We start from the raw sequence: 24,345 nt of genomic DNA, 5'->3' as shown, positions 1-24,345 counted from the left end.
TACCTTAGATGATTACCTTTATCGTATCGATCCTGCTGCTAATAGCGGGCTACTTTACCTATGGGAAGTTCGTTGAGCGCGTGTTTGTGACCGATCGCAAACGGCGTACACCAGCGTTCACCATGCGCGATAACATCGACTACGTGCCGATGAATACCACGCGTAACTCGCTTATCCAGTTACTTAATATTGCCGGTGTAGGCCCTATTTTTGGTCCTATTCTTGGCGCACTTTATGGCCCTGTTGCCTTTATATGGATTGTGGTCGGCTGCATCTTTGCTGGTGCTGTCCACGATTATCTGACCGGGATGATCTCGATTCGCAATCACGGCGCTCACCTGCCCCAGCTAGCAGGTAAGTTCCTCGGTAAAGCGATGAAGCACGTGGTGAATGGCTTTGCGATTCTGCTGCTTCTTCTGGTGGGTACGGTCTTTGTGACCTCACCCGCAGCGCTGCTGGCCAATATGACGTCGCTGTCGTTAACACTCATCATTGTCGCTATCTTTATTTACTACCTGATTGCCACACTGCTACCGATTGATAAAGTCATTGGCCGCATCTACCCCTACTTCGGTGCACTACTACTGTTTAGTGCGGCGGGTATTGGTATTGGCTTGATTGTGACGGGCGCCCCCATTCCAGAGCTCTCCTTCCAGAACATGCATCCTGAAGCAGCCCCCATTTTTCCGCTGCTGTTTTTAACCATCTCGTGTGGTGCGCTTTCCGGCTTTCACGCCACCCAAACGCCGATTATTTCGCGCACGACTGAAAATGAAACCAATGGGCGTAAAATCTTTTACGGCATGATGATCACCGAAGGCATCATTGCGATGATTTGGGCGGCGGCGGCGATGAGCCTGTTCTACGGCGACCAGTCGCTCTCCGATGTGCTGGCGGCGGGCGGTCCTGCTGCAGTGGTGAGTGAAGTCTCCACCACCATGCTTGGCGCTGTCGGCGGCACCCTGGCCGTACTTGGCGTTATTGTGTTGCCGATCACCTCTGGCGATACCGCTTTCCGCAGCGCGCGAATGATCATTGCAGATTACATTAAGATCGATCAAAAGCCGATTATGAAGCGCGTCATGGTCGCTCTACCGCTGTTTGTAGTGTCCTATGCATTAACCCATATGGACTTCACGCTACTATGGCGTTACTTCTCATGGGCGAATCAAACCACCGCCGTTATCGCGCTGTGGGTAGGTACCATGTATCTGGTGCTGTCGCGTAAACCTCACTTGATCACGTCAATCCCAGCCACCTTTATGACCATGGCCACCTTTACCTATTTGGCCTATGCTCCTATCGGTTTTGGCCTACCGCTGCACTTGAGCTATGTGGTAGCGGCACTGGGTACGCTTATCTGCATCGCGCTATTTATGAAGCGTGTACGTCGTTTGAGCCGCACGACCTTTACCGTTGATGAACCTGCAGAAGCAGTACTGGGTGCAGGTAAAGCAGGCGATTCGCTGGCGACAAGCTCTTAACGCAGCGTTTCCATTTCGCACCTATAAAAAACGGGCAGCCATTGGCTGCCCGTTTTGCTTTGTGCGCTTAGCTGACTTCAAAGCTAAGAGTTTGGCTAAAGAGTGCTTACTCTTCGCCGGCCATCTGCATTTGGCGCTGCAGGTAGTTCTGAATACCCACCTGTTCAATCAATTTCAACTCAGTCTCGATGTGGTCAATATGACCCTCTTCATCGGCGAGCAAGTCGCGGAGCATATCGCGAGTAACGTAATCTTTAACGCTTTCACAGTACGTGATGGCTTCGATGTAATCGTTGCGGCCATCGTGCTCGATTTTCAAATCGCTTTCGAGCATCTCTTTGACGTTTTCGCCAATGTGCAGCTTGCCAAGGTCTTGTAGATTAGGGATGCCCTCTAGAAACAGAATGCGCTCGATGATCTTGTCAGCGTGCTGCATCTCTTCGATGGACTCATCGTATTCCCACTTGGCCAGTGCTTTTAGGCCCCAGTCTTTATACATTTTGGCATGCAAAAAATACTGATTGATCGCAACCAACTCGTTGCCTAGTGCCTTATTGAGATGCTCAAGAACTTTAGTATCACCTTTCATAACGTCACCTTTTCTACTGTAATGCTGATGTTTAATCTGGATTAGACAATGCGATCAAGCAGTTACGTTTGGAGAGGGGTATAGGCGCAAATAACTATACTCCCAGCTTTCCTGAGAGTATAGATAAGGTATTTAAAAGTTCAAGCAAATCATATATTTGCTAAAGATAACCCTAACAATAGTGATTCGCGTCACACGGCGTAAGCAAGGCCCATATCGGCTTCTTGACGCGCTTCTTGTACGGCGTCGCGGGTAATAGATTTGGCATAGCACGCGCACTTACCACACTGCGTTGCGCAGCCGGTTGCCTCGCGTACTTCTCGCCAGCTGCGAGCTCCGTCGCTAACGTGCTGGCGAATCTGATGGTCGGTTACTCCCTTGCACACACAAACGTACATGGCGACACCTCATAAAAGTCATGAGATGAATGTAAATGATTCGCATAGGTCTTTTCAAGTAGAAATGACTGCTTGTTGGTATCTATTCGTCTTAAAGAATAACCGAAGCGCGATAATCTATTGGTTTAGCGATGTTTTCTACTTTCCAAAGGTCTCTCGCAAGTGACCATTATTTTTTCGGCAACACTACCGTTTGCGTGTTGGATGCAATATCCGGCCAGCTACGTCGTTGTTTATTGAACAGTACCCACAAGTAGCCCAAACCAAATGTCAGCAGTGAGAGCCACGCCACTGCGCAGCGAATGAGGCATTGCCTCAAATTCAGCGAATAGCCATCCAGTGTTTGCACCCGCAACCGCCACGCCTGCATGCCCAAGGTCATTCCCCCGCGCGACCAGGAAAAAACGAAAAACAGCGTGACAAAAAACAGCAGCAAGAGACGCAGGCTCCAGATATCACCAGCCGTGGTGCCAATCTCTTCTGGCTGCTGGCCAAGCACATAGCGGAAAAAAACCATGTGCGCGACGGTCACCGCGATCCAGATGGCGGTGACCAGAAAGCCGTCATAAAGCATGGCACCCAGGCGGCGTCCAAGACCCGCTGGCCATACGCTGTCCAACTGAGCAAAGCGTCGTATTCGCATAGTTCTCTCTTATTAGTTCTTGCTTGCCACTTGGCGGTGATGAAATTTTTTGGCTTAGCAAACTACGCCTAACCGTTGCGACGTAGAAAGTAGATCCCTACCCCGGCACACGCCAATGTTGGCACCAGCACGGCCCACACGGGGGAAAAACCAAAAATCGTCGAGGCGGGCGCCAGCAGATCCTGCACATACTTGAAGCTCAGCCCGGTGACCACGCCGTAAAACACGCGCGTACCTGCGGCCACGGTGCGCAGCGGGCCAAACACAAAGGAGGCGGCAATCAGCACTAGTGAGCCCATGGTGAGTGGCATCAGCATCTTCTGCCAAAAATACAGCAGCGCTTGGTCATTCTGCAGGTTCTGTTCCTCAAGGAACTGGGCATAAGCCCATAGCTCGCTGGGTGCCTGGCTCTCGATATCGCGCAGCAATCGCTCCAACTGAGTGGGGGTAAACGCAGTATCCCAACCCATGCTTGCCGATTGGTCCGACTCAGTGCGATCGTCGAAAATGCGAGTGGTAGCCACATTTTCCAACCGCCACGCATCGCCTTCCCAGCGTGCACGCTGGGCGTAAGTGGCTTCGACTAGCTGGCGATCATCAAAACGATAGCGGGTTAAATCAAGCACCACGTTATCCGCACGGATCGCCCCAAAACGGTAAACACTGTCGCCCTCAATCTGCCAGCCACTGCGACTGGTCAGCATGGCGCCTTCGCCCTGTACTTTTTCCAGCCGCCATGCCTCGGCATACTGCTCGGTGCGCGGGCTGACATACTCGGTGACTAACAGCACTACAACTACTACTACTAGCACCGGCTTCATCACGCCCCACACAATGCGCGCCAACGAACGCCCAGCGGCGCGCATAACGGTGAGCTCGTTGCTGGAGGCCATGCTGCCCAAACCAATCAGCGCGCCGATTAACACTGCCACCGGCGCATATTGATAGAAGCGCCAGGGCGTGCGCATTAGCAGGTAAACCAACGCGTCCAGAGCAGTGTAGCCCGCCTGTACATCACCTAAGTCATCGATATAGGCAATGGTAATATCCAAACCGAGCAGCACAAACTGAACGACGATAATGGCCGCCAGCACGTTGCGGGCGATATAACGATCGAGACGGTCAAGCAACATTAGCGCATCCCCTTACGTTGCGAGCGCCACAGCATTAGCAGGCCCAACCCCAAGAACAGCCCATGTACCGGCCATACACCCAGCATACTGGACCAAGTACCGCTGCCAATCGCATCGACCACCGCCAGCAACAGGCTAAGATACGCAACATATAAAAAGACCGCGGGCAGCAGTTTGCCAAAGCGCCCCTGGCGAGGATTGACACGGGAAAGCGGCTGCGCCATTAAGGCCAGTACAAAGACCATTAAAGGCAGCCCCGCACGCCACTGCCATTGAGCCTGGGCACGAGGGCTTGGATTATTCCATAGCGCGGGCGTGGTCGCGTACTCCAGAGAATCGAGCTCCTGCCGGTCACGATTCAGCCCCAGGCGCAGCGTATAGCGCTCAAAGGTGAGCCGCTCGGCGCTCTTATCGCCTGGCGTCACCCCGTAACGCTCGCCGTCATCCAGCACCAGAAAGCGGCTACCGGTTTCAAGCCGCGTTTCCTGAAAGCCCGATGCAGCGCGGGTCACGTAGTCATGGGTGCCTTCATCACCCAACTGGTTCTGCTCGTGCACCAGCACATCCTGCATTTCCGTGCCATCGCTGGAAAAGCCACCAATGTAAGCGGTACGACCACCCCCAAACTCCTGAAAGCGCCCCGGCGCCAGAACGGAAACATCCAGGCGGCTACGCTGCTCTTCCAGCGCGGTTTCAGTTTGCAGCGCGCCATAGGGTGTCAGCCACAGACTGCAAATACCGACCAGCACTGCTACCACGCTGGCGGGTAGCAGGGTCACTTTCAACAGCCGCGTAGGGCTCATCCCGCAAGCGACCATCACGGTGATCTCGCTGTTCATGTAGAGCTGCCCATAGGCCAGCAGGATGCCCAGAAAAAACGACAGCGGTAAAATCAGTTCCATAAAGCCGGGCAGGTGAAACATCATTAGGCTGCCTAACATGGTGACTGGAATATCGCCTTCCGCTGCGTCCGAGAAATAGCGGATAAAGCGGCTGCCCATGATCACCAGCAACAGGATGCCAGCGACCGCCGACATGGTGAGTAACACTTCGCGAGTTAGATATCGAAATAAAATCAACGCGCTCTCCGGCTAGTCGTGCAGGATGCCATGCAATAAGCGAATGGCTTGGGTACACTAAACAAATTATTCTCAGTCCCTTTTCACAATCAAAAGCAACGGGGCATTATCCCGATTCCCTCGTTGCTTGTCTTGTTGGAGCCGTCATGGAATTTTCCGTTCAGACTGCGAACCCGGCCAAAACCGAAACGGCATGCCTTTTGGTACCGGTTTTCAAAGGTAGCGATCTTCTGCCCACCGTTGCCAAACTGGACGACGCCAGCGAGCGCCTGATTGGCCAATTGCTGGAACGCGGTGACTTTGACGCCGCACTGGGCAATGTGCAATTGGTGCCCTTTGCACCGGGCCTGGGCGCTGAGCGCATCTTGCTAGTGGGCTTGGGTGAGCGCGAAAAATGCCAGGAAGCAGCCTTTATCAAGGCGCTGGATGCGGCCATGGCAGCGTTAGTCAAACTGCCTATCGATGAAGCGAGCGTGGTATTCGGCGATGTGCCACTCGCGGACCGCGACCCGGCCTGGAAAGCGCGCAAGGTGATGGAAGCGGCTGAGCGGGCCATTTATCGCTTTGATCAGTTCAAATCATCGCCCGCACCGGCCCTCAGCCTAGCCAAGCTGACGTTAATGATAAGCGATTCCGACGCGGTTTCGCAGGTTAAGCAGGGCGCCTTAATAGGCAACGCGATTGGTCAGGGCATCAACTACACGCGTACCTTGGGCAACCTGCCTGCTAATATCTGCACGCCTCGCTACTTAGCCGAGCAGGCAGAGCAGCTGGGCCGCGATTCAAAGGGCGCACTTGAGGTCGACATTCTCGATGAAGAAGCGCTGGAAGCCCTGGGTGCAGGCTCGCTGCTTTCTGTAGGGCGCGGCAGTAAGGAACCGACACGCCTGATCGTTATGAAGTACCAAGGCGCCGACAACGTCGATGAAGCCCCACATGTGCTGATCGGCAAAGGCATAACCTTTGATACCGGCGGTATTTCGCTCAAGCCCGGCGAAGGCATGGACGAAATGAAATTCGACATGTGCGGCGCTGCCAGCGTATTCGGCACCGTCAAAGCAGTGTTGGATATCAAGCCGAAGCTCAATCTGGTGTTTATCGTCGCCGCCGCCGAAAACATGCCCGACGGCCGCGCCACCAAGCCCGGCGATATCATCAAAACGCTAAAAGGGCTGACCGTCGAAGTACTCAATACCGACGCCGAAGGCCGTCTGGTACTGTGCGACGCGCTGACCTACGCCGAGCGTTTTACTCCCGCCAGCGTGGTCGATATCGCCACTCTTACCGGCGCAGTAATTGTCGGCCTGGGCCATCACGCTACCGGCCTGCTCTCCAACGACGACGACCTAGCGCTGGATCTGCTGGATGCAGGCGAAGGGGCATGGGATCGCGCCTGGCACCTGCCGCTGTGGGATGAATACCAAGAGCAGTTGGATTCCAACTTTGCCGATCTGGCCAACATTGGCGGCCGCCCCGCAGGTACGATTACCGCCGCGTGCTTTTTATCGCGCTTTGCCGATCATTTCCCCTGGGCACACCTGGATATCGCCGGTACCGCCTGGCATTCAGGCAAGCAAAAAGGCGCCACCGGCCGGCCTGTTGGGCTGTTAACCCAGTACCTGTTGGACCGTGAAACCGATGCCCAAGTAGAAAACAGCGACGGCTAATATCACCACTCGGCACCACGATCCCTCGTTCAACGGTTGCCTTTCAGCGCGGCAACCGTTAAACCTGAACACATGAGCGTGCGCACTGTCCTTGAGCACACGCTGTACTACACACATTGCTTACTTTTGCCCTTCGGGGTCTGGCTCTAGCGGAGACAACACGCCGTGCCCACAGCTTCAGATAACCAGTCAGAATCGCGTTTTGAAATACTGCCGTCCAACCAGCCGACGGCCGATGAGATCCGTGAAAACATCCTTAAAAACCCCGGTTTTGGTCGCTACTTTACCGACCACATGGCCCATATTCGTTGGACTGTGGACGCCGACTGGCACGGCCATCAGGTGCGCCCTTACGGCCCATTGACGCTCGATCCCGCCTCCTCAGTGCTGCATTACGGCCAGGAGATTTTTGAGGGCATCAAAGCCTACCGTCATGCTGACGGCTCGATTTGGACGTTCCGCCCCGAGAAAAACGCCGAGCGCTTCCGCCGCAGCGCCCGCCGCTTGGCGCTGCCAGAACTATCCGATGACGATTTCATTGGCTCGCTGAAAGCGCTACTGGCCCAGGATCAGGCGTGGGTACCCACGCCTGCCAGCGCCTCTGATGAGTGCAGCCTCTACCTGCGTCCGTTCATGATCGCCTCGGAAGCCTTCCTGGGCGTACGTCCGTCACAGGAAGTCGACTACTATGTGATCGCCTCCCCGGCGGCAGCTTATTTCAAAGGCGGCATTGCCCCGGTGTCGATCTGGCTCTCCTCGAACTACAAGCGTGCAGCCGCAGGCGGCACCGGCTTTGCTAAATGTGGCGGTAACTATGCGGCCTCATTAGCCGCGCAGAAAGAGGCCGAAGCTCATCAGTGTGGTCAGGTTGCGTTTCTCGATGCCGCTGAAAACAAGTGGGTGGAAGAGCTGGGCGGCATGAACCTGTTCTTCGTCTTCAAAGACGGCCGTTTGGTGACCCCGCGCCTGACCGACACCATTCTCGAAGGCGTGACGCGCAACTCCGTTCTCACGTTGGCCAAAGATGAAGGTCTAACGCCGGAAGAGCGCGCTATTAGTATTGACGAGTGGCGCGAAGGCGCGGCGTCCGGCGAGATCACCGAAGTGTTTGCCTGCGGTACCGCCGCGGTCATCACTCCGGTCGGTGAACTGGTCACTGAAAACGAGCGTATCAAGCTCACCGCGGGCGGCAACAATGAAATCGCCATGCGCATCCGTACCAAACTGCTCGACCTGCAGTACGGCCGCAGTGAAGATAAGTACGGCTGGCTAACCCAGCTGGTTTAAGCGGGTTTAAAACCAACGCTTCACCGTTCAACGCCGCCGCAACGTTTGCGGCGGCGCTGTTTGTAAGTAGTACATTTATCTGCAATCGCTGGAGCCGCCGATGGCACGTATTGATTTCTATATTCTGCCCGATACGACCTTGGAGGCGCGCTTGCAGTTTGCCTGCAAACTGGCCGAGACCATCTGGCGTAAAGGCTACCGCCTGCATCTGCACTGCGAAGACAGAGCCCTCGCCGAGCAGGCCGATAGCGCGCTGTGGAATTTTCGCCCGGACGCCTATTTACCCCACGCCCTGGAAGATAGCGAAATGGCCGCCAGCGTGCCGATTACGCTAGGCTGGCAGCAGCTGCCGGTGCCCACGGAAGAGACCGCCCTGCTTAATTTGCACCCCGATATTCCCGAAGGTGTAGAGCGCTACGCGCGAATCGCCGAGATCATCAATCAGCACCAACAAGTGCTGGTCGCTAAACGCGCCTGCTGGCAGCGCTATAAAGAAATGGGCCATGAGGTCGTGCCGCATAAGCTCGGTTAACTAATTTATTAACAACAATAACTCAACACACGAGAGCGCCCATGCAGTTTCACACCTTTTTAGCCCGCACTCCCCTGGCCGTTATCGTCATCGCCCAACTGTTCGGCACTTCGCTGTGGTTTAGTGTCAACGGCGTTGGCTTGGCGCTGCAGGAGGCCGTGGGCCTTAGCGAAAGTGATTTGGGCTTGTTGACGATTGCGGTGCAGGCGGGGTTTATTACCGGCACCCTGCTGATTGCCACCACCGGCATTGCCGACCGTGTGCGCGCCAGTCATCTGTTTGCGATTTCTGCCGTGCTCGGCGCTCTGATCAACGCCGCCTTTATCGGCGTTGCAGAGAGCGTCACGCTGGCAGCCGTGGCGCGCTTTGCGACCGGCCTCTGCCTGGCGGGCATCTATCCGCTGGGCATGAAATTGGTGGTGAGCTGGACCCCCAGCCACGCCGGGGCAGCGCTGGGTTGGCTGGTGGGCATGCTGACCTTGGGCATTGCCTCGCCGCACCTGCTACGCGGGTTAACGCTGCACCTGCCCTGGCAGTGGCCGCTGCTGCTGGCCTCATTGTTGGCGCTGGTCGCCGCACTAATGATTTTCAAACTGGGTGTTGGCCCGCACCTCCCGGCCACCGCCAAAAGCGGGCGCCCCTGGGCAGGGCTGGCCGCGTTTAAACAGCCACGTTTTCGCGCCGCAGCGCTAGGTTATTTCGGCCATTGTTGGGAGCTGTATGCGCTGTGGGCGCTGGTGCCGTTTCTGGTCGCTAGGGAATTGGAACGTCTTGGCGCTGCCAACGGCGCCCAGCCATGGCTAAGCTTTGCCGTGATTGCGTTAGGCTTGCCCGGCTGCGTACTCGCGGGCAAATGGAGCCGTCACATTGGCAGCGACCGCGTGGCCTGCGTGGCGTTAGCAACCTCTGGTGCGCTGTGTTTGGTATATCCGCTTTTGGGCAGCGCATCGCCCTGGCTGCTGCTGGCGCTTCTCGGCGTATGGGGCGTTAGCGTGATTGCCGATTCTGCTCAGTTTTCAGCGCTGGCATCGGCCACCGCCCCAGCCGAGCGACTGGGGGCAGCGCTGGCGATGATGAACGCTATCGGCTTCGGACTCACCATTCCTTCGATTGCGCTGGTTACCGCGTTGTGGTCGAGCCAGTCGCTGGCGGTGATCTGGTGGTTATTGCCGGGTCCTATCCTGGGGCTCATCGCCATGCGCGGTTTTTCTTCGCATCAGCACCTTGTAAAGACGGTGCGCGGCAACCGTTAACATTAACAACGCGCGTGAGTAGCACCTGACGCCCCCGGCACTCACGCTGTATACTCTCGCGCTATACAATTTCACATTTTTTGCCAGCCGTGAGCCGACTCTCCATGGAAAAGACCTACCAACCCGAACAGATCGAAACCCGCTGGTACGAGCGCTGGGAGGCCGACAACCGTTTCGCCCCTTCCGGCCAGGGCGAGCCCTTTTCGATCATGATTCCACCGCCCAACGTGACCGGCAGCCTGCACATGGGTCACGCGTTCCAGGACACCATTATGGACACCCTGACGCGCTGGAAGCGGATGCAGGGCAACAACACCCTGTGGCAGGTAGGCACCGACCACGCCGGTATCGCCACGCAGATGCTGGTGGAGCGTAAAATTGCCGCCGAAGAGGGCAAAACCCGCCACGACCTCGGCCGCGATGCGTTTATCGATAAAGTGTGGGAGTGGAAGGAAGAGTCCGGCGGCCACATTACTCGTCAGCTGCGCCGCATGGGCGCCAGCGTCGACTGGAGCCGCGAACGCTTCACCATGGACGACGGCTTCTATAAAGCGGTTCAAGAAGTCTTCGTACGCCTGCATGAAGAGAAGCTGATCTACCGTGGCAAGCGCCTAGTGAACTGGGATCCTACCCTGCACACCGCCATTTCTGATTTGGAAGTGGAAAATAAAGAGCAGCAGGGCAGCTTCTGGCACTTCCGCTACCCACTGGCCGATGGCGTCAAAACCGCCGACGGTAAAGATTACGTGGTCGTGGCCACCACGCGCCCTGAAACCCTATTGGGCGATACCGGCGTGGCTGTCAACCCAGAAGATGAACGCTATGCCTCGTTGGTCGGCAAGTTTATCGAACTGCCGTTGGTGGGCCGTCGCATTCCTGTTGTGGCCGATGAGCACGCCGATATGGAGAAAGGCTCCGGCTGCGTCAAGATCACCCCGGCTCACGACTTTAATGACTATGAAGTCGGCAAGCGCCAGAACCATCTGCTGATCAACGTCTTCTCCAAAGATGCGACGATCCTTGAGCAAGCTGAGATTTTTAATCTTAAAGGCCAGCCCCAGCCCGACGAAGACGCCACGCTGCCCGCCAAATACGCAGGGCTTGACCGCTTTGAAGCGCGCAAGCAGATCGTTGCCGATATGGATGCCCTTGGCCTGCTGGAGCAAGTCGAAGCCGTTAACAACACCCTGCCTTATGGCGATCGCTCTGGCGATGTCATTGAGCCGTTGCTAACCGACCAGTGGTTTGTGGCGGTGGAAAGCCTCGCCAAGCCCGCTATCGAGGCGGTGGAGAACGGCGACATCCAGTTCGTGCCTAAAAACTACGAAAACATGTACTTTGCCTGGATGCGTGACCTGCAGGATTGGTGTATTTCCCGTCAGCTTTGGTGGGGCCACCGCATTCCCGCCTGGTACGACGCCGAAGGCAATGTTTACGTTGCCCGTAGCGAAGAAGAAGCTCGCGAGAAGCATGCACTCGAACCTGATGTCGTGCTGACGCAAGACGAAGACGTACTCGATACATGGTTTAGCTCGGGGCTGTGGACTTTCGGTACTCTCGGCTGGCCGGAAAAAACCCCGGAGCTTGAGACCTTCCATCCTTCCAGTGTGCTGGTCACTGGCTTTGACATCATCTTTTTCTGGGTAGCCCGGATGATCATGATGACCCTGAAGTTCACCAAAGAGGTGCCATTTAAGACGGTTTATGTGCACGGCTTGGTACGCGATGGTCAGGGCCAGAAGATGTCCAAATCCAAGGGCAACGTGCTCGATCCTATCGACTTGATCGACGGTATTACGCTGGAAGAGCTACTCGAAAAGCGTACCGGCAATATGATGCAGCCGAAACAGGTCAAGGCGATTGCCAAAGCCACCAAGGATGAGTTTAAAGACGGCATTGAAGCCCACGGCACCGATGCGCTGCGCTTTACGTTCCTCTCCCAGGCCACTACCGGGCGCGATATCAAGTTTGATATGAACCGCCTGGACGGCTACCGCAACTTCTGCAACAAGCTGTGGAACGCCTCACGCTACGTGCTGATGAACGCCGAAGGCGAAGATTGCGGCACTAAAGGGGACGAGGTTGAGCTTTCCCTCGCCGATCGCTGGATCATCTCGCAGCTACAGAAAACCGAAGCCCAGGTCACTAAGGCGCTGGACGAGTACCGCTTTGACCACGCCTCCCAAGCGCTGTATGAATTCATCTGGAACGAGTACTGCGACTGGTATTTGGAACTATCCAAGCCCGTACTGTGGGACGAAAATGCGACGGCCGAAGCCAAACGCGGCACTCGCCGCACATTGGTGCGCGTACTAGAAGCTATCCTGCGCTTGGCCCATCCGATGATGCCCTATATCACCGAAGAGATCTGGCAACGCGTCTCACCGTTGGCAGGTGTGTTTATGGGTGACGACGCAACGATCATGCTGCAAGCTTGGCCAGAAGCCGATGAGAGTAAAATTGACGAACAGGCCAGCCTGGATATCGAGTGGCTCAAAGGCGTCATCATCGCCGTACGTAACATCCGCGCTGAAATGAACATCGCCCCCGGCAAACCGCTCGACGTGCTGCTGACCAAAGGCAAGCCCGAAGACGCCGAGCGTCTGGAAAGCAACCGCCACTTCCTTTCCAAACTCGCCAAGTTGGAAAGCGTCACTTGGCTTGAAAACCCAGACGACGCCCCGCTCTCAGCCACGCAGTTGGTAGGCGATATGGAAGTATTGGTGCCGATGGCGGATCTCATCGACAAAGACGCCGAAATTGCTCGCCTTAGTAAAGAGATCGACAAGCAGGACAAGCTGATCGGCGGCATTGAGAAAAAACTCGGCAACGATGGCTTTATCGCCAAAGCACCAGTTGCGGTGGTGGATAAAGAGCGCGGCAAGCTGGCCGAGTTCCAAGCTGCCAAACAGTTGTTGGAAGAGCAACGGGCGAAGATCGAGGCGTTGTAATAACACTTTCCTAGCTTGCAGCTAAAAAGGGCGGTGCTTAGCGGTGCCGCCCATTAACGAATGTTATAAATCCTTTTTAATTAAGCAATTACCTGCCAAAAAGCATGCTTACCGCTGGAAACCCGAACCTCCTTTACTATGTTAATAGTGATGTCGGTTAATGCTGCATTGAATCGGCAGTTAAACCACTTGGCATATTAAGGAGGATAGCCATGCGCTTTATTTCAACTCGGGTACACGGGATGGTCGATTATCTAATGGGCCTGCTGCTTATCGTCGCTCCCTTCCTGCTCGGCTTCGCCACGGGAGGTGCTGCTCAGTGGGTGCCGATCATCTTGGGTGTGGTCATGCTGGCGTCAGCCATTATGACCAAGTATGAGCTTGGGCTTATGCACATGATCCCCATGCCACTCCACCTCACCATGGATCTGATCAGCGGTATTCTGTTACTGGTTTCTCCGTGGCTGTTTGGCTTCGCGGATACGGTCTATTTGCCGCATGTGATTCTCGGTATCATCGAGATTGGCGCCAGTCTTACTACGGAAAAGCAACCGCGAAACGTGGTAGCTTCAACGAACCGAAGCTAAGCATTGCTGTTTTGTTTCCAGCGGCGACCCTATCGCCCTTGGATAGGCAAGTGAATAACGGTCTTTAGCTTACGCGCCCACCGCATCATAAGGTGGGCGCTTTGCGTTATGTAGCACCATTTGAGCTATCTGGCTGGCATGTATAGCGCCTTATACTCTGTCTTAATCAGTCTTTATCACTTTTTCTTGCGAAACGTGTAAGGTTGGTACAAGAACAGCCACTAAGTGGCATCGCTGATTCAGCAACGACACGGACTGCGCTATGCCGACACCTATTGAGGCGCGATTAGAGGCGCTGGCGACCGAACTTAAGCGGGCCGGAATTACGTATCTTGAGCTTTCACCGATGGCGGATACCGGGCTTGCCCATGACCATGTGTGGCTTCATCGCAGCGATGGCGATGATTGGGTGGCGCGGCTGCCAAAGCAGAGCCAAATGAACCTGCCGCCTGCAGAAAACTTGGCATATCAATCTGCCTGTTACCAGCGCTCAAGCCAAGGCGGGCACACGCCTAAGCTGTATGCCACCCTACCACCCAGTGGAGCGCTACCCCGCGGTGGGCTCTTAGTGGAGGCTATTCGTGGACACTTGGCGCAATTGCCCGACGACCTCCCCGCCATCGCGGATGCACTGGCCAGCCTGCATCGCCAACCGCTGCCCAGTGTCGCGAAGCAGGAACCACTGCTTGCCCCTGAAGACCCGTGGCAGGCGATGGTGGAGGAAGTGCGCCAGCAGGCTAACTGGCTAGGCGATGCGCAGCTTTCGAGTAAAGTGATTCAGCGGATTAAGCAGGAGCTGGATTTACTTCCGCCCCGCTTACACGATGAAGCCGCTACGCTGATTAGCTTTGATACCCATCCTGGCAACTTTTTGATCCGTGACGATGGTCGCGCGGTGCTGGTGGATCTTGAAAAATGCCGCTATGGCCTACCGGGGATCGACCTTGCCCATACCTCGCTTTACACCTCGACCACCTGGGACCTTAATAGCCAGGCCGTGCTATCGCTGGATGAGGTGATTGACTTTTATCGCCGCTGGCAAGCCGCCATGAAAAAGTCGCCCGACACCGACACTCTGGTCGCCTGCCGCCGGGCTACCTGGCTGTGGTCGTTGACCTGGTGCGCTAAATGGCGTGCCCAACACTTAAATGCTAAAGATGCCCAGCAGCGTGGGGAGGATTGGTCGGCAGAACTCACCGACCCCGCGGTGATTGATCATGTTCGCGACCGGGTTGAGCACTACCTATCACTGCCCATTATTGATCACGTTCATAGCGAACTGCAGTGCTTGCAAGCCTCGCTTTAACGTTTGTGCTTCCTACAGAAGAGAGATGCGATGCTCATTAAACAACACCCACTACGCCTCACTATCGCGGCAACCATGTTTGCCATTGCGCTTCCTGCAGCCGCCGCCCCAGACCCAAATGATTGGCAGAGTGTGCTGGCGGAAGCCGAAGGGCAAACCATTTACTGGAATGCCTGGGGTGGCGATACGCGCACCAATCGTTATATCGACTGGGTAGCGGAGCAAATGCAGGCGCAGTACGGTGTCGATGTTGAGCACGTAAAACTGGATGATACTGGCAGTGCAGTGGCGCGGGTGTTGGCGGAAAAACAGGCGGGCAACCACGATGAGGGCAGTATCGATCTGATTTGGATCAACGGCGAGAACTTCGCGGCGATGCGCGAAAGCGACCTGCTGTTCGGCCCTTTCGCCGAATCACTGCCCAACTTTGCGCTCACCAATGCTGACGAAAACCCTGAGGTTGCCACCGACTTTACCCTGCCCACCGAAGGTTATGAGTCACCCTGGGGTAAGGCGCAGATCACCTTCTATTACGACAGCGCTCAAACCGAAGCCCCTCCCCAGGATATGCCGTCGCTACTCGATTGGGCCGAAGAGAACCCCGGCCAGTTTAGCTATCCGCGCATACCTGACTTCACAGGCAGCACTTTTTTAAAGCAGGCGTTGATTGAGCTTACTGAGCAAGATGAGGCGCTTTATCAGCCGGTGTTAGAGAGTGATTTTGAGGCCGTGACTGAACCATTGTGGGCTTATCTGGATGCACTCCACCCGCACTTGTGGCGCAGCGGGCGAACTTTCCCCGACTCCGGCCCCAACCTGCGCACACTGATGAGCGACGGTGAGCTGAGTTTGGCCTTTTCGTTCTACCCCACCGATGCCGCCGTGGCGGTCATGGAGTATGAACTGCCGGAAAGCGTGCGCAGCTACGTGCTGGAAGGCGGTACGCTGGGTAATGTCCACTTTGTGGCGATTCCCTACAACTCGCCCCATAAAGCCGGCGCCATGGTGCTTGCCGACTTTTTGCTTTCACCGCAAGCCCAGGCCGAAAAGCAGTCGCTGGCAATGTGGGGCGACCGCAGCGTTCTGGATATCGCGCAGCTAGACGCCGCTGATCAGGCACTGTTTCAGCAGGGCGAGCGCCACCCCTCAGAACTTCCGGCGGACGCGCTCTCAAACACGCTACCCGAGCCGCACCCCAGCTGGATGACCGCCCTGCAAGATGCATGGCTTGAGCGCTACGGCGTTAACTAAACCATGCTTCGACTGGCCCCGGCACTCATCATTGCCCTGCTCGTACTACCGGTAAGCGCAGGGCTGCTGATGGTTCTGCTGCCAGCATTTGGCTACCTGCCTGCGCTAGGCGGCCATACCGCTAGCTTAGCCCCTTGGCAAATGCTGTTCGCCCAGCCGGGGCTTGAACGGTCCGTGGCGGTTAGCTTTGCTAGCGGCTTGGTCAGCACCGCCATCGCGCTAATGATGGTGGTGCTTTTTTTGGCGGCCAGTCGAGGCACTTGGTTAGATCGTGGTATTCGGCGGCTGGTCTCACCGCTGCTCGCCATTCCTCATGCCGCTATTGCCTTTGGATTTGCCTTTTTGATTGCCCCATCGGGCTTGGTGGCAAGGCTGATATCGCCTTCACTAACGGGGTGGGAGCGACCGCCAGATGCGCTGATCGTCAATGATCCCTGGGGGCTTTCCCTGATGGCCGGACTGGTGTTGAAAGAGGCACCCTTTCTTCTACTGATGAGCCTTGCAGCGCTGCCGCAGCTAGCGCCTGAGAAGCGCTTAATGCTAGCGCGGTCGCTGGGCTATTCACCGACGATAGCGTGGCTAAAAACCGTACTGCCCTCGCTTTATCCGCTGATTCGCCTGCCTGTGTATGCGGTGATCGCCTATGCCACGTCGGTCGTCGATATGGCGCTGATTCTGGGCCCAACGCTTCCCCCCACGCTCAGCGTGTCGATTCTTGGCTGGTTTAACGACCCCGATATTAGCCACCGTTTTATGGCTTCGGCAGCGGCGGTGCTGCAACTTGGCATTACGCTCGCTGCGCTGCTCTGCTGGTGGCTGCTGGAACAACTTATCTGCACACTAACGCGTGGCTGGTTGACCAACGGCAGTCGCCAGCGTGGCGAGACCGCACTGCGGCTGTTTGGCCGCTCAGCATTACTAATTTCAAGCAGTACGGCACTGGCTGCCCTGATCGGCTTGGGGCTTTTCTCTGTGGCTGGCTTTTGGCGGTTTCCTGAAGTGCTGCCGCAGATGCTGACACTCGATCATTGGCAGCGCAGTGGCTCTATGCTGGCGTCACCGCTGCTCAATACAGCGCTGATTGGGCTTATTTCCACGACGCTGGCCACCGCGCTGGTACTCGCCACCCTAGAGAACGAGCACCGCCAGCACCTTCAGCCCAAACGGGCTCTGTGGCTGCTCTACTTACCGCTGCTGGTGCCGCAAATCGCCTTTCTTTTTGGGCTGATTGTCGCGGCTGAAAGCGTGGGCATTCGTCCTCAGCTAAGCCTCGTTATCGCGGGCCACTTACTGTTTGTACTACCTTATGTCTATCTTTCGTTAGCCGAGGCGTACCGCCAACTGGATCCTCGCTGGCTGCAGGTAGCACGCTCATTGGGCGTGTCACGCAGCGCTGCATTTTGGCGCGTACGCCTACCGCTACTATTAGCGCCGCTGTTAACGGCCTTTGCCGTGGGTTTAGCGGTCAGTATCGGCCAGTACTTGCCCACTCAACTACTCGGGGCCGGGCGTATCACAACGGTAACGACGGAGGCCGTTGCGCTTGCTGCGGGCAGCAACCGACGCTTAATCGGCGTGTGGGCGCTAGTACAAGCGTGTTTGCCATTAATCGGCTTTATGCTTGCCCTAACGCTACCCCGCTTGTTGGGCGCGCAGCGCCGTGAACACGCTACCTAAGAGAGAGCCACCGTGACCGCTTTATCAACCGCGCCACTGCGTCTGGAACAGATAAAAATAGCCTTGGCAGGCCGCGAGCTATTAGCGGTAGACGCCACGATTGCCCCTGGCGAAGTGCTGACGGTAATGGGCCCTTCCGGGTCGGGAAAGTCGACCCTACTGGCGTATATTGCCGGTTTTCTTGAGCGCGATTTTAACGCCAGTGGCGACGTATGGCTGGGCGAACATCAGTTACTGGATCTACCTGCAGAGAAGCGTGGCATAGGGCTACTGTTTCAAGACCCGCTGCTGTTTCCGCATCTAAGCGTCGGCGGCAATTTGCGTTTTGGGCTACCTCGCCATAGCCGTGATCAGCGCCAGCAGGTCACCCACGCGCTTGAACAGATTGGGCTGGCAGGCTTTGCAGAGCGCGATCCGGCCACCCTTTCCGGCGGCCAAAAAGCGCGGGTGGCGTTAATGCGCCTGCTGCTTTCAAAACCCCGAGCAGTGCTGCTGGACGAGCCTTTTTCCAAGCTGGACACAGCGCTGCGCCAAGAGATGCGATCGCTGGTGTTTAGCCAGCTGCGAGAAGCTGGCCTGCCAGCGCTACTGGTCACCCACGACCACGCAGATGCCAACGCAGCGGGAGGACCTGTTATTGCGCTCGGCTGAAAAACCTCCACGTCTTAGCATCGTGGTTCCCGTGCTTAATGAAGCGCTAACACTGGCTCAGCATTTAACAGCGCTGCAGTCGCTGCGGGCTCATGGGGTAGAGGTGGTGGTGGTCGATGGCGAAAGCTGTGACGACAGCGTTCGCGTTGCCAAATCGCTGGCTGACCGTGTGCTCAGCAGCCCCCCAGGGCGAGGCGTGCAAATGAACTTAGGGGCGCAACACGCTAGCGCTTCAGCGTTACTGTTTCTGCATGCGGATACTCAGTTGCCTGTGGACGCCGTTGAGCAGATTATCCATGCCATGAAGCCCCATGCCTGGGGGCGCTTTGATATTCAACTCTCAGGCCGAAGCGGCTGGCTCCCGGTCATCAGTTGGATGATGAACAAGCGCTCGCGGCTTACCGGCATTGCGACCGGCGATCAGGGCATCTTTGTATGCGCCAGCGCATTCAAGGCCATAGGTGGCTTTCCTGAGCAGCCACTGATGGAAGATATCGAACTCGCTAAACGGCTCAAACGGGTGTCTCGACCCGCCTGTTTAAAGGCGAAAGTGGTAAGCTCAGGCAGGCGCTGGGATCACTACGGCGCTTGGAAAACGATCCGCCTGATGTGGCGGCTGCGCTATCGCTACTGGCGCGGCGTTAGCGCAACCCAACTCATTAAGGAGTATCGTGATGCCCGCTGAAACGCCGGTAAAGACCAGGCTGCTGCCCCATCTCCATCTGCTGGCGAAGGCGCCTCTGGCAGGTCAGGCCAAAACGCGCCTGGCCCCACTGCTGGGCAGTGAGGGCGCCGCTGAGGCCCATGCCGAACTGCTGCGCTACTGCGTCGCGACTGCGTGTAAAGCGATACCCGCAGAACAAGTCACGCTTTGGACGGCGCTTGATCACGCACACCCGCTGTTTATCGAGCTTCGTGAGCAGTTTGGCTTGGTATTAAAGGCCCAGCCGGATGGCGACTTAGGGGCACGCGTTCGTTACGCCCTCAAGAGTACACCGGGGCCAGCCATGTTGATGGGCAGTGATTGCCCCAGTATTACCAGTACGCTGATTACTACCTGTGCACAACAATTAACCCGCTACAACGTGGTCATTTTACCCGCCGAAGACGGCGGTTATGGCTTTATTGGCACCCAGCAAGACTACCCAACACTCTTTAAAGACATTCCCTGGGGCACCCAAAGCGTACTTACCACCACGCGGCAGCGCATTGAGGCGTTGGGGCTCAACGCGGCTTACCCAGCGACTATTTGGGATGTGGACCGACCCGAGGATTGGCAACGCTGGAAAGCGTTAGCGATTTCGGTGTAAGGAAACTGACTCTCTTACCACTCAGTTAGCACCACTCACTCGTTTACCCCCTGGCGCTGGAGCGTACCGTGACCCGACAACGTTTGATTATTGCAGCGCTACTCGTCATTGCCATTGGCGTGTTTTTTCTTAGCGGCGCCCATCAATGGTTCACGCTAGAGACCCTAAAGGCTTACCAAAACGACTTTCAAGCCGCGTTTAACCAAAACCCGTGGCAGGTGGCCGGCCTCTTTTTGGCCGTTTACGTAGTGATGACCGCCCTTTCACTGCCGGGGGCCACACTATTAACACTGCTGGGTGGCGCGCTGTTTGGACTGGGCTGGGGGCTGTTGATTATCTCTTTCGCCAGCACACTGGGGGCGACGTTAGCTTTCTTACTCTCACGATTTCTGTTTCGCCACCCGATTGAGCAGCGCTTTCCGCGCCAGTTTGAAGCGGTCAATCGCGGCGTAGAGCGCGACGGCGCTTTTTATCTGTTTATGCTTCGATTGGTACCGTTATTCCCGTTTTTCATGATCAACTTGGTCATGGGATTAACCCGGATTAAAACCGTGACGTTCTACTGGGTGAGCCAGTTAGCGATGCTGCCAGGCACGGCCGTTTTCGTGAACGCTGGTGGCCAATTGGGAGAGCTTGAAAGCCTGGGGGGTATCGTCTCACCAACGCTATTGGCCTCATTTGCGTTGCTGGCAGTTTTTCCCTGGATTGCCCGGCGCATCGTACTGCTGGTGCAAAAGCGCAACGCCTACACAGGCTTTACCCGGCCCGACCGCTTTGACTACGACATTGTGGTCATTGGTGGCGGTTCGGCGGGGCTGGTCACCAGCTACATCGCCAGCGCCGTTAACGCCAAAGTAGCGCTGGTGGAAAAGCACAAGATGGGCGGCGACTGCCTGAATACCGGCTGCGTGCCCTCCAAGGCGTTAATACGCGCTGCCCGCGCTGCTCATGAGATTCGTACCGCCCCACGCTTCGGGGTAACTGCCGGCGAACCCCAGGTTGATTTTGCAAGGGTGATGGGCCATGTGCACCAAGCGATTAGCGATATCGAACCCCACGACAGTGTCGAGCGCTATCGCAGCCTAGGCGTTGAGGTGTACCAAGATCACGCCACACTTACCTCGCCATGGGAGATTCAGGTAGGCGATCAAATCCTCACCGCTCGCCATATCGTTCTGGCCACGGGCGCTCGGCCGCGTGTGCCGCCCCTGCCGGGAATTGAGAGTGCGCCCGTTTTGACCTCTGAAAACCTTTGGTCACTAACGGAGCTGCCTAAACGTTTAGTGGTGCTCGGTGGTGGAGCCATTGGCTGCGAGCTAAGCCAAAGTTTTAACCGCCTGGGCAGTCAAGTGACGCTGGTCGAAGGACTTCCTCAGTTGTTAGGCCGCGAGGACCAGGAAGTCGGCGAACTGGTCGAAACGACCTTGGCGGGTGAAGGTGTCAAGGTGATGACCGACGCCAAAGCGCTGGAGGTTCTCAACGACGAGACAGGCTATCAACTGGTGGTCATGCATCACGACGAGCGTAAGCTGCTTCCTTTTGACTACTTAATGGTGAGTGCGGGCCGCCAAGCCAATGGGGAGGACTTGGGGCTGGAGGCGTTGGGGATCACGACGACCCAAGCGGGGACATTAGAGCTTAACGATCGTCTGCAAACCCGCCTACCTAATATCTGGGCCTGTGGTGATTTAGCGGGGCCTTACCAACTGACGCATGCGGCGGCCCATCAGGCGTGGCACGCTGCGGTCAATGCGCTGTTTGGTGAGCTCAAGAGCTTTGCCGTAGATTACCGCTTTATGCCCGCTGTCACCTATGTGCAGCCGGAAGTGGCACGGGTGGGATTGAATGAGAAAGAGGCCAAAGCAAAAGGGATCGCGTTTGAAGTCACTCGCTACGCCATGAGTGAGAGTGACCGCGCCATTGCCGAAGGCGCAACAGCAGGCTTTATCAAAGTGCTCACCGTGCCCGGCAAGGATAAAATCCTGGGGGCGACGATCGTTGCCGAAAACGCCGGCGAATGGCTGGGCGAGTTTACCATTGCCATGAAACATGGGCTGGGGCTCAACAAGCTGCTGGGCACCATTCATCCCTACCCAACGCTGGGCGAGGCAGCCAAAGCCACCGCAGGCGTATGGAAAAACGCCCATAAGCCTGAACGGGTATTGAAACTGCTGAAGCGCTACTTCACTTGGCGTCGCGGCGAGGCAAAATGACCTGTACTATCAAAAAGCTGTTACTCATTGGGGCGGGTCATGCCCACGCCTTTGTGCTGGAAGCCTTTGCCAAGCAGCCCGACCCGGCCATCGCAATCACCGTGGTAAGCGATAGTCCTTTAGCAGCGTACTCCGGCAGCGTCCCGGCTTGGCTGGCGGGAGAATGTACGCTGCGCGACACCCAGATCGACGTCGCGGCACTGTGCCAGCGGGCAGGGGCAATGTTTGTGCCCGCGCCTGTGGTAGCCCTGGACACCGCAGCGCGCCATGTCACACTGGCCAACGGCGACACGCTGAGCTTTGACGTAGCTTCCCTCAACGTTGGCTCAACCCTGGCGTTGCCTACGCAGCATGGCGACAACCTTCCTCATCTTCTCGCTATGCGCCCGCTTAGCTCGCTGCACCATCGCTGGCAGGCGCTGCGCGATGGCATTGAGCGGCTACCTCAAGGAGGAGACCAGCGCGTGGTGAGCGTCGGCGGCGGTGCAGCGGGCTGCGAAACCCTGCTGAGTGTGCTGGTTCAGTTGCGCCACCAACGCCCGGATATTCACTGGTCGGGGCACTTGCTCAGCGCATCGCGCACGCTACTGCCCGACTCAGGACGGCTGCCCCGCTGGCTGCTCCGGCGCGCCCTCGCCAGGGCAGGTATTCAGGTGCATCTTCAGCGGCGCGGGGAATCGCTGGTTGAGGGGGGTGTATCCACTACCCAGGGTGGCTTTATTCCCGGCGACATCGTGCTATGGGCGACAGGCGCAGTGGGCCACAACTGGCTTTATGACACCCAACTGCCGCTGGATACTCAGGGGTTTATTCAAGTAGAAAAGACGCTGGAAGTCGTGGGTCAAGCAGGCATTTTCGCGGCGGGCGACTGCGCAGCGTTAGATCCACCCCTGCCCAACGCGGGAGTTTATGCTGTACGCATGGGGCCGCACTTGGCGGACAACCTGCGCAGGGCCTGCCACCGCGAAGCGCTGGCGACCTGGCGACCACCCAAACGCGTACTGGCATTGATCGGCACCGGCGATGGTCACGCGATCGCCAGCCGAGGTGCCCTCGGCTTTTCAGGCAGGTGGGTGTGGGAATGGAAAAAGCGGATTGATGCGCGCTTTATCGCCCGCTTCAACCCGCCTTTTGAGGACTAATCACTGCTATCAGATTCTAGCTAAAAACTAATTGAGCGATGATCAGGCAAGGCAAAAAATGACGAAAGGACGGAATTTACGGGGTTGTAAATGAGTACCTTGAGTCAATTCTTAACACAGCATGGTCGAGCGCAGATAGTTTTCAGTAGAATCTAATTGCCTTCGCGCCAACCGCCTAAAACCCGACTATCCGGGCCAAAGAAGACCAGACGGTCATGATCAATCAGGTAACGGTAAGCGGTTTCCATCATATCCGTGACGCGTTTGGCATCATCCATTTGTGGGCATGCCATACGTGTAGTGGCCAACTCGCTAAACTCGATGCGCTGATTTTCCCCTAGCGTCACCTTACCGGTAAGGCGGTTACAGCCATCATGGCCGCTAACGCTACCATCACGAGATATCTGGAAAAATGGCGTTTCCGGCATCGACAGCCGCTCATCGGTGCCCACCAAGAGTAGATTCCAACGCTGATCGACAATCGCGCCCGAAAGCGAGGAACCACTCGGCCCTTGCGGCGATGTGCTTGGCCCAGGCGCACTGCTACAGGCGCTTAAAAGGAGCACAGTGGAGGCGAGCAGTGGCAATAAACGCCAACCTTTCATAGTCATGGTGAATCGTCCTTGTTTGATAACCTTTCTGGAATAGCTACCAGCTACCGGTATTTTCCATCGACGCCCAGGGCTCTTGTGGCTCGAGTGCATCGCCTTTTTGCAGCAGTTCAACCGAGATACCGTCTGGTGATTTTACAAACGCCATGTGGCCATCGCGAGGCGGACGGTTAATGGTTACACCGTTGTCTTGAAGCTTTTGGCAAAGTGCATAAATATCGTCGACGCGGTAAGCCAAGTGGCCGAAGTTGCGCCCGCCCGTATACTCTTCAGGATCCCAGTTGTAGGTCAGCTCTAGCTCAGGAGCGGTGAGACGCGCCGAGCGCGCTTCATCAAAGGAGGCGGCAAGGAACACCAGCGTAAAGCGGCCCTTCTCGTTTTCTTTACGACGGACTTCTTTAAGGCCCAGCAGATCGCAGTAAAAACGTAGCGAAGCATCTAGGTCACTAACACGTACCATGGTATGTAGGTATTGCATATCGACTCCTCAAAAAACGACCGTAGCCATACTTTACAAAAACGTGACAGCGTACATAAAACGCCGCAACGCTGTACAATTAAACCATAACGTTTATCTTAGC

The 24,345-nt window shown here is 56.4% G+C and carries 22 protein-coding genes; 15 read left to right on the top strand and 7 right to left on the bottom strand.

The window, feature by feature from the left end; translation table 11 throughout:
• The first annotated feature begins 8 nt into the window (after positions 1 to 8).
• Positions 9 to 1,484, top strand: a complete 1,476-nt coding sequence (locus ACWI0H_RS02860; protein WP_035564683.1) for a carbon starvation CstA family protein — start codon at positions 9 to 11, stop codon at positions 1,482 to 1,484.
• A 106-nt stretch (positions 1,485 to 1,590) separates the two neighbouring features.
• Here the strand turns inward: ACWI0H_RS02860 and bfr are convergent, their stop codons facing one another.
• From bfr to lptF, 5 genes are all read right to left on the bottom strand, one after another.
• Positions 1,591 to 2,073 (bottom strand): bacterioferritin, encoded by a 483-nt coding sequence (gene bfr / locus ACWI0H_RS02855; protein WP_008959829.1) that lies wholly within the window; start codon positions 2,071 to 2,073, stop codon positions 1,591 to 1,593.
• 191 nt (positions 2,074 to 2,264) lie between these two features.
• On the bottom strand, positions 2,265 to 2,471 hold the full coding sequence (locus ACWI0H_RS02850; protein ID WP_008959830.1) for a (2Fe-2S)-binding protein: 207 nt from the start codon (positions 2,469 to 2,471) through the stop codon (positions 2,265 to 2,267).
• Between the two features lie 169 nt (positions 2,472 to 2,640).
• The gene (locus ACWI0H_RS02845; RefSeq protein WP_336273536.1) at positions 2,641 to 3,114 is read right to left on the bottom strand and encodes an RDD family protein; all 474 of its coding nucleotides are present in this window, start codon (positions 3,112 to 3,114) and stop codon (positions 2,641 to 2,643) included.
• 68 nt (positions 3,115 to 3,182) lie between these two features.
• On the bottom strand, positions 3,183 to 4,247 hold the full coding sequence (gene lptG / locus ACWI0H_RS02840) for an LPS export ABC transporter permease LptG (protein ID WP_336273537.1): 1,065 nt from the start codon (positions 4,245 to 4,247) through the stop codon (positions 3,183 to 3,185).
• Positions 4,247 to 5,326 (bottom strand): LPS export ABC transporter permease LptF, encoded by a 1,080-nt coding sequence (gene lptF, locus ACWI0H_RS02835; protein ID WP_176302556.1) that lies wholly within the window; start codon positions 5,324 to 5,326, stop codon positions 4,247 to 4,249. The genes lptG and lptF overlap by 1 nt, the downstream gene beginning before the upstream one ends.
• A 146-nt stretch (positions 5,327 to 5,472) precedes the next feature.
• Between lptF and ACWI0H_RS02830 the strand changes: the two genes are divergently transcribed.
• The 14 genes from ACWI0H_RS02830 (at position 5,473) to ACWI0H_RS02765 (ending at position 23,153) form a co-directional block, all read left to right on the top strand.
• Positions 5,473 to 6,993, top strand: a complete 1,521-nt coding sequence (locus ACWI0H_RS02830) for a leucyl aminopeptidase (protein ID WP_336273538.1) — start codon at positions 5,473 to 5,475, stop codon at positions 6,991 to 6,993.
• Positions 6,994 to 7,158: 165 nt separating this feature from the next.
• A complete protein-coding gene (locus tag ACWI0H_RS02825; RefSeq protein ID WP_336273539.1) occupies positions 7,159 to 8,280 on the top strand; it encodes a branched-chain amino acid aminotransferase in 1,122 nt (373 codons plus the stop codon).
• Between the two features lie 100 nt (positions 8,281 to 8,380).
• Entirely contained in the window at positions 8,381 to 8,812 is a 432-nt protein-coding gene (locus ACWI0H_RS02820; RefSeq protein WP_176302554.1) for a DNA polymerase III subunit chi, read from the top strand.
• Between the two features lie 41 nt (positions 8,813 to 8,853).
• Entirely contained in the window at positions 8,854 to 10,065 is a 1,212-nt protein-coding gene (locus ACWI0H_RS02815) for an MFS transporter (protein ID WP_336273540.1), read from the top strand.
• A gap of 104 nt (positions 10,066 to 10,169) precedes the next feature.
• A complete protein-coding gene (locus ACWI0H_RS02810; protein WP_485874744.1) occupies positions 10,170 to 13,016 on the top strand; it encodes a valine--tRNA ligase in 2,847 nt (948 codons plus the stop codon).
• A gap of 212 nt (positions 13,017 to 13,228) precedes the next feature.
• Positions 13,229 to 13,603: an SPW repeat domain-containing protein gene (locus ACWI0H_RS02805; RefSeq protein WP_008959841.1), complete on the top strand. Its 375-nt coding sequence runs from the start codon at positions 13,229 to 13,231 to the stop codon at positions 13,601 to 13,603.
• Between the two features lie 262 nt (positions 13,604 to 13,865).
• Positions 13,866 to 14,909 (top strand): aminoglycoside phosphotransferase family protein, encoded by a 1,044-nt coding sequence (locus ACWI0H_RS02800; protein WP_485874743.1) that lies wholly within the window; start codon positions 13,866 to 13,868, stop codon positions 14,907 to 14,909.
• Positions 14,910 to 14,939: 30 nt separating this feature from the next.
• Positions 14,940 to 16,160, top strand: a complete 1,221-nt coding sequence (locus ACWI0H_RS02795; RefSeq protein WP_485874742.1) for an ABC transporter substrate-binding protein — start codon at positions 14,940 to 14,942, stop codon at positions 16,158 to 16,160.
• 3 nt (positions 16,161 to 16,163) lie between these two features.
• Positions 16,164 to 17,837 carry an ABC transporter permease gene (locus ACWI0H_RS02790; RefSeq protein WP_485874741.1) on the top strand — a complete coding sequence of 558 codons (1,674 nt, stop codon included), beginning with the start codon at positions 16,164 to 16,166 and terminating at the stop codon, positions 17,835 to 17,837.
• Positions 17,838 to 17,849: 12 nt separating this feature from the next.
• Positions 17,850 to 18,488, top strand: coding sequence for an ATP-binding cassette domain-containing protein (locus ACWI0H_RS02785; protein ID WP_485874740.1), 639 nt, complete (start codon positions 17,850 to 17,852; stop codon positions 18,486 to 18,488).
• Positions 18,448 to 19,173, top strand: a complete 726-nt coding sequence (locus ACWI0H_RS02780; protein ID WP_485874739.1) for a TIGR04283 family arsenosugar biosynthesis glycosyltransferase — start codon at positions 18,448 to 18,450, stop codon at positions 19,171 to 19,173. The genes ACWI0H_RS02785 and ACWI0H_RS02780 overlap by 41 nt, the downstream gene beginning before the upstream one ends.
• On the top strand, positions 19,163 to 19,798 hold the full coding sequence (locus tag ACWI0H_RS02775; RefSeq protein ID WP_485874738.1) for a TIGR04282 family arsenosugar biosynthesis glycosyltransferase: 636 nt from the start codon (positions 19,163 to 19,165) through the stop codon (positions 19,796 to 19,798). Before ACWI0H_RS02780 ends, ACWI0H_RS02775 begins: the two co-directional genes overlap by 11 nt.
• A 68-nt stretch (positions 19,799 to 19,866) precedes the next feature.
• Positions 19,867 to 22,011 (top strand): FAD-dependent oxidoreductase, encoded by a 2,145-nt coding sequence (locus ACWI0H_RS02770; RefSeq protein WP_485874737.1) that lies wholly within the window; start codon positions 19,867 to 19,869, stop codon positions 22,009 to 22,011.
• Positions 22,008 to 23,153, top strand: coding sequence for an FAD-dependent oxidoreductase (locus ACWI0H_RS02765; protein WP_485874736.1), 1,146 nt, complete (start codon positions 22,008 to 22,010; stop codon positions 23,151 to 23,153). The genes ACWI0H_RS02770 and ACWI0H_RS02765 overlap by 4 nt, the downstream gene beginning before the upstream one ends.
• 152 nt (positions 23,154 to 23,305) lie before the next feature.
• On the opposite strand, the gene ACWI0H_RS02760 is transcribed toward ACWI0H_RS02765, so the two are convergent.
• Complete coding sequence (locus ACWI0H_RS02760; RefSeq protein ID WP_485874735.1) at positions 23,306 to 23,764, bottom strand: META domain-containing protein; 459 nt, start codon at positions 23,762 to 23,764, stop codon at positions 23,306 to 23,308.
• Between the two features lie 37 nt (positions 23,765 to 23,801).
• Positions 23,802 to 24,242, bottom strand: coding sequence for a lactoylglutathione lyase (gene gloA, locus ACWI0H_RS02755; RefSeq protein ID WP_008959851.1), 441 nt, complete (start codon positions 24,240 to 24,242; stop codon positions 23,802 to 23,804).
• Positions 24,243 to 24,345: the final 103 nt, after the last annotated feature.

Source organism: Halomonas sp. NYA30, assembly GCF_976980765.1.
This window is presented reverse-complemented; position numbering and strand designations above follow the sequence as displayed.